This is a genomic window from Streptomyces sp. NBC_00258 (assembly GCF_036182465.1).
Lineage (GTDB): Bacteria > Actinomycetota > Actinomycetes > Streptomycetales > Streptomycetaceae > Streptomyces.
The window spans coordinates 7,397,394-7,412,719 of record NZ_CP108081.1; the positions used below are offsets into that span (position 1 = coordinate 7,397,394).

The following is a 15,326-nucleotide window of genomic DNA, read 5'->3' on the forward strand; positions in this document are numbered from 1 at the left end:
CTCTGCGTGAGTCGACGGTTACCTTTCGTAGCGCTTGCGCGGCACCTTCCGCATCCTCCGCCCGTTGTCTTGATGGCTGTCACATGCAGACCTCCCGGCGCGGTGGGGTCCTCGCTTACGATGGCCGTTGCTCAAGCTGTGATTTGAAACCGTCATTGAAACCGACCGTCCCAGGCCCGACCGGCAAGGAGACAAACCCCCGTGTCCGTCCTCTCGAAGATCATGCGTGCAGGCGAAGGAAAGATCCTGCGCAAGCTGCACCGCATCGCGGACCAGGTCAACTCCATCGAAGAGGACTTCGTTGACCTCTCCGACGCCGAGCTGCGAGCCCTGACCGATGAGTACAAGCAGCGGTACGTCGACGGCGAAAGCCTCGACGACCTGCTGCCCGAGGCGTTCGCGACCGTCCGGGAGGCCGCCAAGCGCGCCCTCGGCCAGCGTCCCTACGACGTGCAGATCATGGGCGGCGCAGCGCTCCACCTCGGCTATGTCGCCGAGATGAAGACCGGTGAGGGCAAGACCCTGGTCGGCACGCTGCCCACGTATCTGAACGCCCTCTCCGGAGACGGCGTTCACCTCATCACGGTCAACGACTACCTGGCCGAGCGCGACTCCGAGATGATGGGCCGTGTCCACAAGTTCCTGGGCCTGAGCGTCGGCTGCATCCTGGCCAACATGACGCCGGCCCAGCGCCGCGAGCAGTACGCGTGCGACATCACGTACGGCACGAACAACGAGTTCGGCTTCGACTACCTGCGCGACAACATGGCGTGGTCGCAGGACGAACTGGTGCAGCGCGGCCACAACTTCGCGGTGGTCGACGAGGTCGACTCGATCCTCGTCGACGAGGCCCGTACGCCGCTGATCATCTCCGGCCCCGCCGACCAGGCCACCAAGTGGTATGGCGACTTCGCGAAGCTCGTCACGCGCCTGAAGAAGGGCGAGGCGGGCAACACCCTCAAGGGCATCGAGGAAACCGGCGACTACGAGGTCGACGAGAAGAAGCGCACCGTCGCCATCCACGAGCCCGGCGTCGCCAAGGTCGAGGACTGGCTGGGCATCGACAACCTCTACGAGTCGGTGAACACGCCTCTGGTGGGCTACCTGAACAACGCCATCAAGGCCAAGGAGCTCTTCAAGAAGGACAAGGACTACGTCGTCATCGACGGCGAAGTCATGATCGTCGACGAGCACACCGGCCGTATCCTCGCCGGCCGCCGCTACAACGAGGGCATGCACCAGGCGATCGAGGCGAAGGAAGGGGTGGACATCAAGGACGAGAACCAGACGCTCGCCACGATCACCCTGCAGAACTTCTTCCGCCTCTACAAGCGCCACGACCGCAACGGCAAGGAAGTCCCCGGTCTCTCCGGCATGACTGGTACGGCGATGACCGAGGCCGCCGAGTTCCACCAGATCTACAAGCTCGGCGTCGTCCCGATCCCGACCAACCGGCCGATGGTCCGCAAGGACATGTCCGACCTGATCTACCGCACCGAGGTGGCGAAGTTCGAGGCCGTCGTCGACGACATCGCCGAGAAGCACGAGAAGGGCCAGCCGATCCTCGTCGGTACGACGTCGGTCGAGAAGTCCGAGTACCTCTCGCAGCAGCTCTCCAAGCGAGGCATCCAGCACGAGGTGCTGAACGCGAAGCAGCACGACCGCGAGGCCCCGATCATCGCCCAGGCCGGCCGCAAGGGTGCCGTCACCGTCGCCACGAACATGGCCGGCCGTGGTACGGACATCAAGCTCGGCGGCAACCCCGACGACCTCGCCGAGGCGGAGCTGCGCCAGCGCGGCCTCGACCCCGAGGAGCACATCGAGGAGTGGGCCGCCGCGCTGCCCGCCGCCCTGGAGCGGGCCGAGAAGGCCGTGCAGGCCGAGTTCGAAGAGGTCAAGGACCTCGGCGGGCTCTATGTGCTGGGCACCGAGCGGCACGAGTCCCGCCGTATCGACAACCAGCTGCGCGGCCGCAGCGGCCGTCAGGGCGACCCGGGCGAGTCCCGCTTCTACCTCTCCCTTGGCGACGACCTGATGCGCCTCTTCAAGGCCCAGATGGTCGAGCGCGTCATGTCGATGGCCAACGTCCCGGACGACGTGCCGATCGAGAACAAGATGGTCACCCGGGCCATCGCCTCCGCCCAGTCGCAGGTCGAGACGCAGAACTTCGAGACCCGGAAGAACGTCCTCAAGTACGACGAGGTCCTCAACCGGCAGCGCGAGGTCATCTACGGCGAGCGTCGCCGCGTCCTGGAGGGCGAGGACCTGCAGGAGCAGATCCAGCACTTCATGAACGACACGATCGACGCGTACATCGACGCGGAGACCGCCGAGGGCTTCGCCGAGGAATGGGACGTGGACCGGCTGTGGGGCGCCTTCAAGCAGCTCTACCCGGTGAAGGTCACCGTCGAGGAGCTGGAGGACGCGGCCGGCGACCGCGCAGGCCTGACCGCCGAGTTCATCTCCGAGTCCATCAAGGACGACATCTACGAGCAGTACGCGTCCCGTGAGGAGCAGCTCGGCTCCGAGATCATGCGTGAGCTGGAGCGTCGGGTCGTGCTGTCGGTCCTGGACCGCAAGTGGCGCGAGCACCTCTACGAGATGGACTACCTCCAGGAGGGCATCGGCCTGCGCGCGATGGCCCAGAAGGACCCGCTGGTCGAGTACCAGCGCGAGGGCTTCGACATGTTCACCGCCATGATGGACGGCATCAAGGAGGAGTCCGTCGGCTACCTGTTCAACCTGGAGGTCCAGGTCGAGCAGCAGGTCGAGGAGGTTCCGGTCGAGGACGCCAAGCCGTCGCTCTCCAAGGGCGGCGCGGTTCCGGCGGGTGCCTCCCGTCCGGAGATCCGGGCCAAGGGGCTCGACGCTCCGCAGCGGCCGGACCGGCTGCACTTCTCCGCGCCCACCGTGGACGGCGAGGGCGGCGTCGTCGAGGGCGACTTCGCCAACGACGACGAGCCGGTGCGGTCGGAGTCCGACGGGCTTACGCGCGCGGAGCGTCGTAAGCAGCAGAAGGGTGGCCGTCGCCGCAAGAAGTGACGGTTCGCTCCCCGGGGTGAGCGGTTCGCTCCGCGGGGTGGGCAGTTGAAGGGCCGGGCACCTTTTGGTGCCCGGCCCTTCGTGTTGGGTCGGCCCCTGGCCCGGGTGTTGTCGGCTGCGGGCCGGTGGGGGCTTGTCGCGCAGTTCCCCGCGCCCCTGACGGGGCGCCCAGGGTGGGGGCGTATCTGGTGCGCGGGTCAGTCCTCGTCCGTGTGCGGCATGCGGGCGCCGCCCAGCTCCACTGCTGTGCAGCGCCAGCGGAGGTCGGAGCCCTGTTCCAGGCGGAATGCCATGGCGCGGAGCTGGTCGCCCGCCCCGATGCGGGCGAAGGCCTCGACGGCGCCCGGACGGGGCACGTAGTAGCCGATGTCGCGGACGACGGGGCGGGTGCCGCGGGCGCGGAGCGGGCCGCGTTCGGCGAGCCAGGCCAGTTCGTCGTACGCGCGTCCCGCGGTGTGCCGGAGCATGCAGTGGACGGGGCGCTGACCACTCAGAACGGCCAGCAGACGGTCGGCGAACAGGTCGGTGGGGCGAGGCTGCCGGGGTGCGCCCGGAGGGCCCTCAGCGGGGGCTGTGGGGGTCGTCCGGGGCGGGGCTCCGGACGGGACGGGCGAGGCGGTGGGCGGGCGGCCGTCGCGCGGTGCCGTACGAGGTGCGCTCGCGCTCGCGTTCCGGGCCGGGGCGAGTGAGGTGCTGCCCGGCGGCGTGCCGCCCACTGCCGTGTCCGGCGCGGTGCCGGCCCGCCGCGTGCGGGGTGTGCCGCCACCCGGGGTCGTACGCGGTGAGCCGCCGCCAGGGCGGCGCGTGTCGTGGCGTACCGGCGGGCGGGTGCCCGGGGCGCCCGTGGTGCGCTTCGTCCTGGTCATCACCTTGTTCACGGCGGGATCCCCATTCCGTCGGACCGGCTGGATACCGGTCGGTAACTTTCCGTTGGGGATCTTGTACGAGGCGGGAGCGGGCGGCCGCAAGGACGCTGGGCGCGCGCCGGGGGCACCGGAATGTTCACCTATCAGGGTGACGGGGGAGGGCGGGAGGCTTGGCGGGGCAGGGGTGTACCGGGTGATGTGCGAGGCGGGCGGTGGACGCCTCCGGAGGGGTGGCCGGGACTCGAAAGGGGACGCCCGCACGTATCCTGAAGGCCCTCCCGGGAGGCGCGGAGCCGCCCCCTCGGAGTCCTCCGACGGCGAAACCCGACGGCGAAACCCGACCACGCGATCCGATTGCGGGATCCGACTACGAAAGCGGCCAGCCATGCGCGTCTACGTCCCCCTGACCCTCTCCGGTCTCGCCGAGGCGTACAAGACGGGTGAGCTGGGGTCGGGGCCCTTCGTCGCGTACGCCGTCACGCCCGCGCTGCGGGAGTGGTACCTGTCCGAGGACATCGAGGAACTGGAGTACGCGGCGCTGAACCGGGCCGCCATCGCCTCTCTGAGGCTGGTCGCGCTCGACCCCGGAGCCCCCCGGCGGCGGGTCGTCGTCGCGGTAGACGTGCCGGACGGGGCCGCGGTCGCCGACCCCGACCGGGGGCTCGACCCCGCCTCGCTCGGCGAGGTGCGGGTCGGCGGGGCCGTCGCGCTGGCCAAGGCCGCGGCCGTGCACCTGGACTCGGACGAGGCCGAGGCGGACGTCACGGCGGCCGCGGAGGCGCTGGGCGCGGCCGACCGGGGGGACGACGACGCGCAGTTCGTCGTGGACGGGGCCGAGGACTACGAGCTGCTGTGGTTCGCCACGCAGGAGATTCCGAACCTGGTGGGGCTGGGCGACTGACGGGCCCGGCCTCCTGGCCGCGGCTCCTGGGGGCGCGCACTGGAGCACACCGGATGTGTTGTCAGTGTGGCCGGGTATTTTTCTGGTATGGGGATGCACGGAGCGGCACACATTGTCTGGGACTGGAACGGAACCCTGTTCCACGACAACACGGCGATCATCGGCGCGACGAACGCGGCGTTCGCCGAGCTTGGGCTGGAACCGATCACGCTGGAGCGATACCGGGAGCTGTACTGCGTACCGGTGCCGAAGTTCTACGAGCGGCTGATAGGGCGGCTGCCCACGGACGAGGAGTGGGAGGTCATGGACCTGACCTTCCATCGGTACTACACGGAGCACCGGGTGGGCTGCGGGCTCACCGACGGGGTGCCCGGGCTGCTCGCCGAATGGGTGTCGGCCGGTCGCAGTCAGTCGATCCTGAGCATGTACGGGCACGACGAGCTCGTCCCGTTGGTGCGGGGGTTCGGGATCGAGCCCCATTTCGTACGGGTCGACGGGCGGACCGGGCCGTCCGGGGGCAGCAAGGCCGAGCACATGGTCCGCCATGTGGGAGCGCTGACGGGCGTGGAGCCCGCTCGTACGGTGGTGATCGGGGACGCGGCGGACGACGCGGTCGCGGCGCTGCACGTGGGGGCGCGGGCCGTGCTCTACACCGGCGGGTCGCACAGCCGGGCCAGCCTTGAGGGGGTCGGGGTGCCGGTCGTGGACAGCCTGGAGGAGGCCGTCGCGGAGGCCGAGCGACTGGCGGCCTGAGGCCCTTTGGGGCGGGTCCCCCTTGGCGGAACTGGGGGCTTCGCCCCCAGGCCCCCGGGTGGGTTGTCGGCTGCGGGGCCGTCGTGGCTTGTCGCGCAGTTCCCCGCGCCCCTTAGGGGCGCCCCTCGCGGAGCGAACTGTGCAGAGTGTCAAAAAGGGGGTCCCTCTTTTGTACACATACGGCTCATGACGGGGGGCCCGTGGAGAGCGATAGCCTTGTGCCGTGATCAGCGCGATACGTCGCGGGGGCCTTGTCGCCCCTGCCCTGCGCCCGGAACGCACGGACGACATCCGTGACCGGGCGGTCGCTGGTCTCTCCGAGCGGGGAAGCGCAGAAAACACCGCATACGCGGCAGGCGCAGGTGCACCGAGAGCAGCGTCACAGCCTCCGGAGCCGCCAAGAATGGCCGATAACGCCCCGCTCATCTCTCATCGCGGCATAGCGTCGAACGAGACCGGACACCCCGCGTCGCGGCGCTACGTCACTTCACGTTCTACGACGTCACGCAACGGCGCGCGACAGGAGCCAGAGGACAATGCAGACCAAGCTGGACGAAGCCAAGGCCGAGCTGCTCGAACGGGCCGCCCGGGTAGCTGAGAACAGCCCGGTCGGGGGGATTCTTCACCTGCCGACCGGGAAGACGGGCGCGAGCGCTCCCGACCAGGACACCCTGCTCGCGTTCCTCCAGCGCTACTACCTGCACACCGCCCCTGAAGACCTCACCGACCGAGACCCGGACGACGTCTTCGGAGCCGCCTTCTCGCACTACCGGCTGGCCGAGAACCGACCTCAGGGCACGGCCAACGTAAGAGTCCACACCCCGACGGTCGAGGAGAACGGCTGGACCTGCAGCCACTCCGTCGTCGAGGTCGTCACGGACGACATGCCCTTCCTCGTCGACTCCGTGACCAACGAGCTGTCCCGGCAGGGGCGCGGGATCCATGTCGTCATCCACCCGCAGGTCATCGTGCGGCGCGACCTCACCGGCAAGCTCATCGAGGTCCTGAGGACCCGGCCCTCGGGCGACCTGCCCCACGACGCCTTCGTCGAGTCCTGGATCCACGTCGAGATCGACCGCGAGACCGACCGCGCCGATCTCAAGCAGATCACCGCCGACCTGGTGCGTGTCCTGTCCGACGCCCGTGAGGCGGTCGAGGACTGGGAGAAGATGCGCGACTCCGCGCTGCGCATCGCCGACGAACTGCCCACCGAGCCGACCGCCGACGACCTGCGCGACCAGGAGGTGGAGGAGGCCCGTGAGCTGCTGCGCTGGCTCGCGGACGACCACTTCACCTTCCTCGGATACCGGGAGTACGAGCTGCGCGAGGACGACTCGCTCGCCGCCGTTCCCGGCACCGGACTCGGCATCCTGCGCTCGGACCCGCACCACGCGACCGACGAGAGCCACCCGGTCAGCCCGTCCTTCGAGCGGCTGCCCGCCGACGCCCGCGCCAAGGCCCGCGAGCACAAGCTGCTGGTCCTCACCAAGGCCAACAGCCGCGCCACCGTGCACCGGCCCTCCTACCTCGACTACGTCGGCGTGAAGAAGTTCGACGGTGACGGCAACGTCGTCGGCGAGCGCCGTTTTCTGGGTCTCTTCTCCTCCGCCGCGTACACCGAGTCCGTACGCCGCGTCCCCGTCGTCCGGCGCAAGGTCGCCGAGGTCCTCAAGGGCGCGGGATTCCTGCCCAACAGCCACGACGGGCGCGACCTCCTCCAGATCCTGGAGACGTACCCGCGCGACGAGCTCTTCCAGACCCCGCCCGACGAGCTCCGGGCGATCGTCACCTCCGTCCTCTACCTCCAGGAGCGGCGGCGCCTCAGGCTCTACCTGCGGCAGGACGAGTACGGGCGCTACTACTCCGCGCTCGTCTACCTCCCGCGCGACCGCTACACCACCGGCGTGCGCCTGCGGATCATCGACATCCTGAAGGAGGAGCTCGGCGGCATCAGCGTCGACTTCACCGCCTGGAACACCGAGTCGATCCTCTCCCGGCTGCACTTCGTGGTCCGGGTCCCGCAGGGCACCGAACTGCCGCAGCTCAGCGACGCCGACAAGGACCGCATCGAGGCGCGGCTCGTCGAGGCCGCCCGCTCCTGGGCCGACGGTTTCGCCGAGGCACTCAACGCCGAGTGCGGCGAGGAGCGCGCGGCCGAACTGCTGCGCCGGTACGGCAACGCCATCCCCGAGGGCTACAAGGCCGACCACAACCCGCGCACCGCGGTCGCGGACCTGGTCCACCTGGAGCAGCTCGGCAACGGCAAGAACTTCGCGCTCAGCTTGTACGAGCCGGTGGGGGCCGCCCCCGGTGAGCGCCGTTTCAAGATCTACCGCACCGGGGAGTCGGTCTCCCTCTCCGCCGTCCTGCCGGTCCTCACTCGGCTCGGCGTCGAGGTCACCGACGAGCGCCCGTACGAGCTGCGCTGCTCGGACCGCGCGTCCGCGTGGATCTACGACTTCGGCCTGCGCCTGCCCAAGTCGGGCAGCGGCAACGGCGACCACCTCGGTGACGACGGCCGCGAGCGGTTCCAGGAGGCCTTCTCGGCGACCTGGACCGGGCAGGCCGAGAACGACGGCTTCAACTCCCTCGTCCTGAGCGCCGGCCTGAACTGGCGGCAGGCGATGGTGCTGCGCGCGTACGCCAAGTACCTGCGGCAGGCCGGTTCGACGTTCAGCCAGGACTACATGGAGGACACCCTCCGCAACAACGTCCACACCACCCGGCTGCTCGTCTCGCTCTTCGAGGCGCGGATGTCGCCGGACCGTCAGCGCGCCGGCCTCGAACTGACCGACGCCCTCCTCGAGGAGCTGGACGCCGCCCTCGACCAGGTGGCCAGCCTGGACGAGGACCGGATCCTGCGCTCGTTCCTCACGGTCATCAAGGCGACCCTGCGCACGAACTTCTTCCAGGAGGCGGGCGGCGGCGAGCCGCACACGTACGTCTCCATGAAGTTCGACCCGCAGGCCATCCCGGACCTGCCGGCGCCGCGTCCGGCGTACGAGATCTGGGTGTACTCGCCGCGCGTCGAGGGCGTCCACCTCAGGTTCGGCAAGGTCGCGCGAGGCGGTCTGCGCTGGTCCGACCGGCGTGAGGACTTCCGGACCGAGATCCTCGGCCTGGTCAAGGCACAGATGGTCAAGAACACCGTCATCGTGCCCGTCGGCGCCAAGGGCGGCTTCGTCGCCAAGCAGCTGCCGGACCCGGCCGTGGACCGCGACGCCTGGCTGGCCGAGGGCATCCGCAGCTACAAGACCTTCATCTCGGCGCTGCTCGACATCACCGACAACATGGTGGCCGGCGAGGTCGTACCGCCCGCCGACGTCGTACGGCACGACGAGGACGACACGTACCTCGTCGTCGCCGCGGACAAGGGCACGGCGACGTTCTCCGACATCGCCAACGGTGTCGCGGAGAGCTACAACTTCTGGCTCGGGGACGCCTTCGCCTCCGGCGGCTCCGCCGGCTACGACCACAAGAAGATGGGCATCACCGCCCGCGGCGCCTGGGAGTCCGTCAAGCGGCACTTCCGGGAGCTGGCCGTCAACACGCAGACCGAGGACTTCACGGTCGTCGGCGTGGGTGACATGTCCGGTGACGTGTTCGGCAACGGCATGCTGCTCAGCGAGCACATCCGGCTGGTCGCGGCCTTCGACCACCGGCACATCTTCATCGACCCGAACCCGGACGCGGCCACCTCGTACGCCGAGCGTCGTCGCCTCTTCGAGCTGCCACGCTCCTCCTGGGAGGAGTACGACAAGACGCTGCTGTCGCAGGGCGGCGGCATCTTCCCCCGTACGGCCAAGGCCATCCAGCTCAACAGCCACATCCGCGAGGCCCTCGGCATCGAGGGCAACATCGCCAAGATGACCCCCGCCGACCTGATGCGGGCGATCCTCAAGGCGCAGGTCGACCTGCTGTGGAACGGCGGCATCGGTACGTACGTGAAGGCGTCCACCGAGTCGCACGCGGACGTCGGTGACAAGGCCAACGACGCGATCCGCGTGGACGGCGCCGACCTCCGGGTCAAGGTCGTCGGCGAGGGCGGCAACCTCGGTCTCACCCAGCTCGGCCGCATCGAGTTCGCGCAGGCCGGCGGCAAGGTCAACACCGACGCCATCGACAACAGCGCGGGCGTGGACACCTCCGACCACGAGGTGAACATCAAGATCCTGCTCAACGCGGTGGTCGCGGACGGCGACATGACCGTCAAGCAGCGCAACAAGCTGCTCGCCGAGATGACCGACGAGGTCGGCGCCCTCGTCCTGCGCAACAACTACGCGCAGAACACGGCCCTGGCGAACGCGCTCGCCCAGTCCAAGGACATGCTCCACGCCCAGCAGCGCTTCATGCGCCACCTGGTCCGCGAGGGCCATCTGGACCGGGCGCTGGAGTTCCTGCCGACCGACCGGCAGATCCGGGAGCGGCTCGGCACCGGGCAGGGCCTGACCTCGCCGGAGACGGCCGTCCTCCTCGCGTACACGAAGATCACGGTCTCCGACGAGCTGCTGCACACGTCGCTGCCCGACGACGTGTATCTGCGGAGCCTGCTGCACGCGTACTTCCCGACCGCGCTGCGCGAGCAGTTCATCGAGCAGATCGACAACCATCCGCTGTCGCGCGAGATCGTCACGACCGTGCTGGTCAACGACACGGTCAACACCGGTGGTACGAGCTTCCTGCACCGCCTCCGCGAGGAGACCGGGGCCTCGCTGGAGGAGATCGTCCGGGCGCAGACCGCGGCCCGTGCGATCTTCAACTCCAGCGAGGTGTGGGACGCCGTCGAGGCGCTCGACAACACGGTCGACGCGGGTGTCCAGACCCGGATCAGGCTGCACTCGCGGCGGCTCGTCGAGCGGGGGACGCGGTGGCTGCTCAACAACCGGCCGCAGCCGTTGGAGCTCGCCGAGACGATCGACTTCTTCCGGGACGGGGTCACGCGGGTCTGGGCCGAGCTGCCCAAGCTGCTGCGGGGTGCGGATCAGGAGTGGTACCAGCAGATCTACGACGAGCTGTCCGAGGGCGGGGTGCCCGATGAGCTCGCCCAGCGGGTGGCCGGGTTCTCGTCCGCCTTCCCGTCGCTCGACATCGTGGCGGTGGGGGACCGGGTGGGCAAGGACCCGATGGACGTCGCGGAGGTCTACTACGACCTCGCCGACCGGCTGCGGATCACGCAGCTCATGGATCGCATCATCGAGCTGCCTCGTGCGGACCGGTGGCAGTCCATGGCCCGGGCGTCCATCCGTGAGGACCTGTATGCGGCGCACGCCGCGTTGACCGCCGATGTTCTCGCCGTCGGGAACGGGGGGTCCACGCCTGAGCAGCGGTACAAGGCGTGGGAGCAGAAGAACACGGCGATTCTCACTCGGGCGCGGACGACTCTGGAGGAGATCCAGGGGTCCGAGGCGTTCGATCTCGCGAATCTGTCGGTGGCGATGCGGACGATGCGGACGATGCTGCGTACGCGGACGTAGTTCCTCGCGACCGGAGAAGGGGCGCCCTGCGGGTTGGGGGCGCCCCTCTTTTTTCGCCCCCGCCGCCCCTACCCGTCCCGTCCCTGGGGGCTGCCGCCCCCAGACCCCCGCTGTCGGCCTGAACGGCCTCGTCCTCAAACGCCGGACGGGCTGGAGCGGGGGCGGAGAAGTCCCGGGAGCAACCCGGGCCTCTCGATCAACATCTACCTAAGTGGCCCCCAAGCGGCCTAGACCCCGTACAGGGTCCAGCGAGGGACACTTAGGATAAATAGGATGAACGAGGAATCGCTTCCCGCGCAGGGCGTCGTACCGGACGTATCCGTCGTAGTGATCGTCTACAACGACGAGACACGGCTGCCCACAGCCGTGCGCTCCGTGCTGGAGCAGACCCTGCGGAACGTCGAGGTCGTGATCGTGGACGACCGGAGCACGGACGGGTCGTACGACGTGGCACGGCGGCTGGCCGCCGAGCACCCCGGCCGGGTGAGGGCGTTCCAGCTCGACCGGAACAGCGGAGGATGCGGGGCTCCCCGCAATCACGGCATCGCCCGGGCGCGCGGCACGTACGTCCTCTTCCTCGACAGTGACGACGTACTGGAACGCAACGCATGCCGGAACATGCTGGAGGCGGCCGAGACGACCGGCGCCGACCTGGTCTCCGGGATGTGCGTGCGGGTGCACGTGGACTCACGCAACGGCAAGGAGGTCAAGTGGTACCCCTGGCTGTACGCCGGCACCCGCACCCTGGAGTCGATCTCCGAGCTGCCCGACCTGCTGGTCTTCGACACCCTCTCGACGAACAAGTGCTATCGGCGGGACTTCCTCGTCGGGCAGGGGCTCTCGTTTCCCGTCGGGATCCACTACGAGGACCTGCTCTTCTCCGCTCAGGCCTACGCCGCCGCCCGCCGGATCACCCTCATCCCCAACCGCGTCTACGACTGGAACGTCGTGGACAAGGCCGCGACCAAGTCGATCAGCAACCGGCGTGCGGAGATCGCCAACTTCGCGCACCGGATGGAGATCCATCGCCGGGTCGATCAACTCCTCGCCGACAAGGGCCTGTTGGAGCTGAAGTTCCACAAGGACGTCAAGTTCCTCAAGCACGACCTGGTGCTGCATCTGCGTGACCTGCCGTTCCGGGACGCCTCCTACCGGGAGGAGTTCGCCGCGATCGCCCGCGACTACCTGGAGTCCATCGACCGCGCCGCCTTCGACGAGGTGGAGCCCATCCACGCCATCTGCGCCTATCTGCTGCAGAAGAGCGACTGGGACAACCTGCTGCCGGCCGTGGACACGCTCACCAACCGCGACAAGATCTCCGCGCCGATGGTGGAGCGCGACGGCCGGATCTACTGGTGCGCCGAACACCTCGACGATCACCTCGACGGAGACTTCGCCCGACGCGTCCTCGACGTCACCGAACTCGGCTATCACACGAAGCCCGTCGAGAAGATGTTCCTGCGCAACGTGCTGACCGGGTACGAGGAAGCGGGCGGTACCGTTCGGCTGGCCGGGCACATCACCAACCCCCTCGGTGTCGTTCCGCCCGGCGCCCGGCTCACCGGCGAGCTGGAGTTCGCCGCCCGCCGCAAGGGAGTGCGGTTCCAGATCTTCCGCTTCCCGGTCGCCACCCTGCGGCACGAGGGCGAGACCATCGGCTGGGAGGCGTCGGCCGACCTCGCGCGCGGGCTGCGGCCGCTGGGCATCGTGGACGCGGTGTGGGACGTACGGCTGCATCTCGACGTCGACGGCGTACGCACCACCACCCGCCTCACCGCCTCCGAACCCGGGCTGGCCGACGGGCAGTTGTCCGTCCGGCCCCGGCTCACCCGGCTCGTCGCCGACCACGTCACGCCCGAGATCTCCTCGCGCGGCCATCTCTCCTTCCGGATCGTGACCCGCGAGAAGGTGGACGCGCTCGTCGAGCGGGGTGTGCGGGGCGCGCCCGGCCGGTTCGCCAAGTCCGGGTACCGGAAGGCGAAGCAGGTGCGCAGGAGGCTCACCTCCGGTGACACCAAGATCCGCCTCTACCACGAGGTGTTCAGCCGGCTGCCCGTGAAGAAGGGGCTCGTCGTCTTCGAGAGTCACCTGGGGCGGCAGTACAGCGACAGCCCGAAGGCGATCTACGAGGAGATGCGGCGCCAGGGGCTCGACTTCGAGGCCGTGTGGTCGTACACGGGGAGCGATCCTTCCGGGTTCCCGGCCGACGCCACCCTCGTACGCCGCTGGTCGCTGCCCTATCTGAAGGCGCTGGCGCAGGCCGAGTTCTGGGTCGACAACCAGAGCTATCCGCTGAAGCTCACCAAGCGGCCCGGGACGACGTACATCCAGACCTGGCACGGTTCGGCGCTCAAGCGGATGGGCTTCGACGAGCCCGAGTGGAAGCTCAGGACCCGGCCCGAGCAGGCCGAGCAGCAGCGCACCCTCGACCGCTTCGACCGGTTCCTGATCCGCTCCGAGCACGACGTACGCACCCTCGCCCGGGCGTTCCGCCTCAAGGAGAAGACGCTGCTGAGGGTGGGCTACCCCCGCAACGACGACCTCGTGCGGGCCAGGAGAAGGGAAGAGGAAGCCGGCCTTCGCGAACGCGGGGCGCTCGCCGCAGAGTTGGGGCTTCCCGACGACAAGGCCGTACTGCTGTACGCGCCCACCTTCCGTCAGCACGGGGGCAGGCAGCGGCGGTTCGAGCTGCCCTTCGACGTGGAGCGGTTCGCCGACACGTTCGGCGACCGGTACGTCCTGCTCGTGCGCTCGCACTACCTCAACCACGTCGTGCTCCCGCCGTCCGTGCGCGGGCGCGTCCTCGACGTGTCGGCACACCACGACGTGACCCCGCTGCTCGCGCTCGCCGACGGGCTGATCACCGACTACTCGTCCGTGATGTTCGACTACGCGCTCCTCGGCCGGCCGATGTTCTTCTTCGCGTACGACTACGAGGAGTACGTGCACGAGGGCCGCGGGACCTACTTCGACCTGCTGGAGCGGGCGCCGGGGCCGGTCGTGCGCACCGAGGAGGAACTGCACACCGCTCTTGCCTCCCTGGACGAGCAGGCCGTGAAGTACGCGGAGGCGCGGGAGGGGTTCGTGGCGGAATTCGGCGAGTACGACAAGGGGAACGCCGCCCAGAGCATCGTCGACCAGTTCTTCGCGCAGTGGAGGCGTGGATGACCCTCGTGAGCACCGATCCGCAGCGGGACGTCTTCTTCGTCTCCAACAGTGTCGACGAGCTGGGCGGAGTGACCAGTTGGTCGCACCAGATGGCCCGGCTCCTCACCGGGCGCGGGCACCGCGTCCATGTCGTCGGCATCACCCCGCCCGGCGTCGTGCAGGAACTCGGCGAAGTGCCCTACCCGATGACGACGTTGTACGCCGGACAGCCGCCGCGGCCCGGCCGGGCGCGTGAGGCGAGCATGCGCGAGCAGGCCGTCAGGCTCACCGCGCTGTTCCGGGCGGCCCGGCCGGGCGCTGTCGTCATCGTCACGCAGGTGTGGGCCATGGAGTGGGTCGCGCAGGCCGACACAAGCGGGCTGACCGTGATCGGCATGAGCCACGAGTCCTTCGAGTACTCGAAGGCGTCCTCGCGCTTCCAGCGGGTGCGGAAGTACTACAAGGACGTCGACCGCATGCTGGCGCTGACCCGCGAGGACGCCGACCTGTGGATCGGACAGGGCATGAACAACGCGTCATTCATGCCGAATCCGCTGCCGTTCATGCCTGAGGTGCCCTCGCCGCGCACCGAGAAGGCGGTCGTCAGCATCGGACGGCTGCACGACCAGAAGGGCATCGACATGCTCCTCGACACCTGGGCGGAGGTCGCGCCGCGCCATCCCGACTGGCGGCTGCGCATCTACGGCTCGGGCGAGGACGAGGAGATCCTGAAGAAGCAGTGCACGGCTCTCGGACTCGACAGCTCCGTGGACTGGATGGGGCGTACGAGCGATGTGCCGGGCGCCCTGCGTGGCGGTTCCGTCTTCGTCCAGTCCTCCCGCGGCGAGGGTTTCCCGCTGGCCCTCATGGAGGCCATGGCGACCGCCGTGCCCTGCGCCGCCTTCGACTGCGCCCCCGGCGTCCACGAGATCGTCCACGACGGCGAGGACGGTCTGCTCGCCACCCTGGGCAACACCGGTGAACTGGCCCGCCGCCTCGACACGTTGATGTCCGACAAGGAGCTGCGGGACGGTATGGGCGACCGGGCCCGCATCAACATCCGGCGTTACACGACGACCGAGATCGTGAACAGGTGGGAGGACCTGTTCAGCTTCCTCGAACGCTGATCCCCGGCGGATCCCG

At 69.0% G+C, this 15,326-nt stretch carries 7 protein-coding genes; 6 read left to right on the forward strand and 1 reads right to left on the reverse strand.

What is annotated here, in order from left to right:
* Positions 1–201: 201 nt before the first annotated feature.
* Complete coding sequence (gene secA, locus OG718_RS33025; protein ID WP_143632766.1) at positions 202–3,042, forward strand: preprotein translocase subunit SecA; 2,841 nt, start codon at positions 202–204, stop codon at positions 3,040–3,042.
* A 197-nt stretch (positions 3,043–3,239) separates the two neighbouring features.
* On the opposite strand, the gene OG718_RS33030 is transcribed toward secA, so the two are convergent.
* Entirely contained in the window at positions 3,240–3,920 is a 681-nt protein-coding gene (locus OG718_RS33030) for an Rv3235 family protein (protein WP_328845887.1), read from the reverse strand.
* 373 nt (positions 3,921–4,293) lie between these two features.
* Here OG718_RS33030 and OG718_RS33035 point away from each other — a divergent pair, with 373 nt between their 5' ends.
* From OG718_RS33035 to OG718_RS33055, 5 genes are all read left to right on the forward strand, one after another.
* Complete coding sequence (locus OG718_RS33035; protein WP_328845888.1) at positions 4,294–4,809, forward strand: DUF6912 family protein; 516 nt, start codon at positions 4,294–4,296, stop codon at positions 4,807–4,809.
* Positions 4,810–4,896: 87 nt separating this feature from the next.
* Entirely contained in the window at positions 4,897–5,562 is a 666-nt protein-coding gene (locus OG718_RS33040) for an HAD family hydrolase (protein WP_143632760.1), read from the forward strand.
* 536 nt (positions 5,563–6,098) lie between these two features.
* Entirely contained in the window at positions 6,099–11,036 is a 4,938-nt protein-coding gene (locus tag OG718_RS33045; protein WP_143632757.1) for an NAD-glutamate dehydrogenase, read from the forward strand.
* A 273-nt stretch (positions 11,037–11,309) separates the two neighbouring features.
* On the forward strand, positions 11,310–14,204 hold the full coding sequence (locus OG718_RS33050) for a bifunctional glycosyltransferase/CDP-glycerol:glycerophosphate glycerophosphotransferase (RefSeq protein ID WP_143632755.1): 2,895 nt from the start codon (positions 11,310–11,312) through the stop codon (positions 14,202–14,204).
* Complete coding sequence (locus tag OG718_RS33055) at positions 14,201–15,310, forward strand: glycosyltransferase (RefSeq protein WP_143632753.1); 1,110 nt, start codon at positions 14,201–14,203, stop codon at positions 15,308–15,310. Before OG718_RS33050 ends, OG718_RS33055 begins: the two co-directional genes overlap by 4 nt.
* Positions 15,311–15,326: the final 16 nt, after the last annotated feature.

Coding starts and splice junctions, on each gene's coding strand:
- OG718_RS33045 (WP_143632757.1), top strand. CDS start 6,099: ATGCAGACCAAGCTGGACGAAGCCAAGGCCGAGCTGCTCGAACGGGCC.
- OG718_RS33050 (WP_143632755.1), top strand. CDS start 11,310: ATGAACGAGGAATCGCTTCCCGCGCAGGGCGTCGTACCGGACGTATCC.
- OG718_RS33035 (WP_328845888.1), top strand. CDS start 4,294: ATGCGCGTCTACGTCCCCCTGACCCTCTCCGGTCTCGCCGAGGCGTAC.
- OG718_RS33055 (WP_143632753.1), top strand. CDS start 14,201: ATGACCCTCGTGAGCACCGATCCGCAGCGGGACGTCTTCTTCGTCTCC.
- OG718_RS33040 (WP_143632760.1), top strand. CDS start 4,897: ATGGGGATGCACGGAGCGGCACACATTGTCTGGGACTGGAACGGAACC.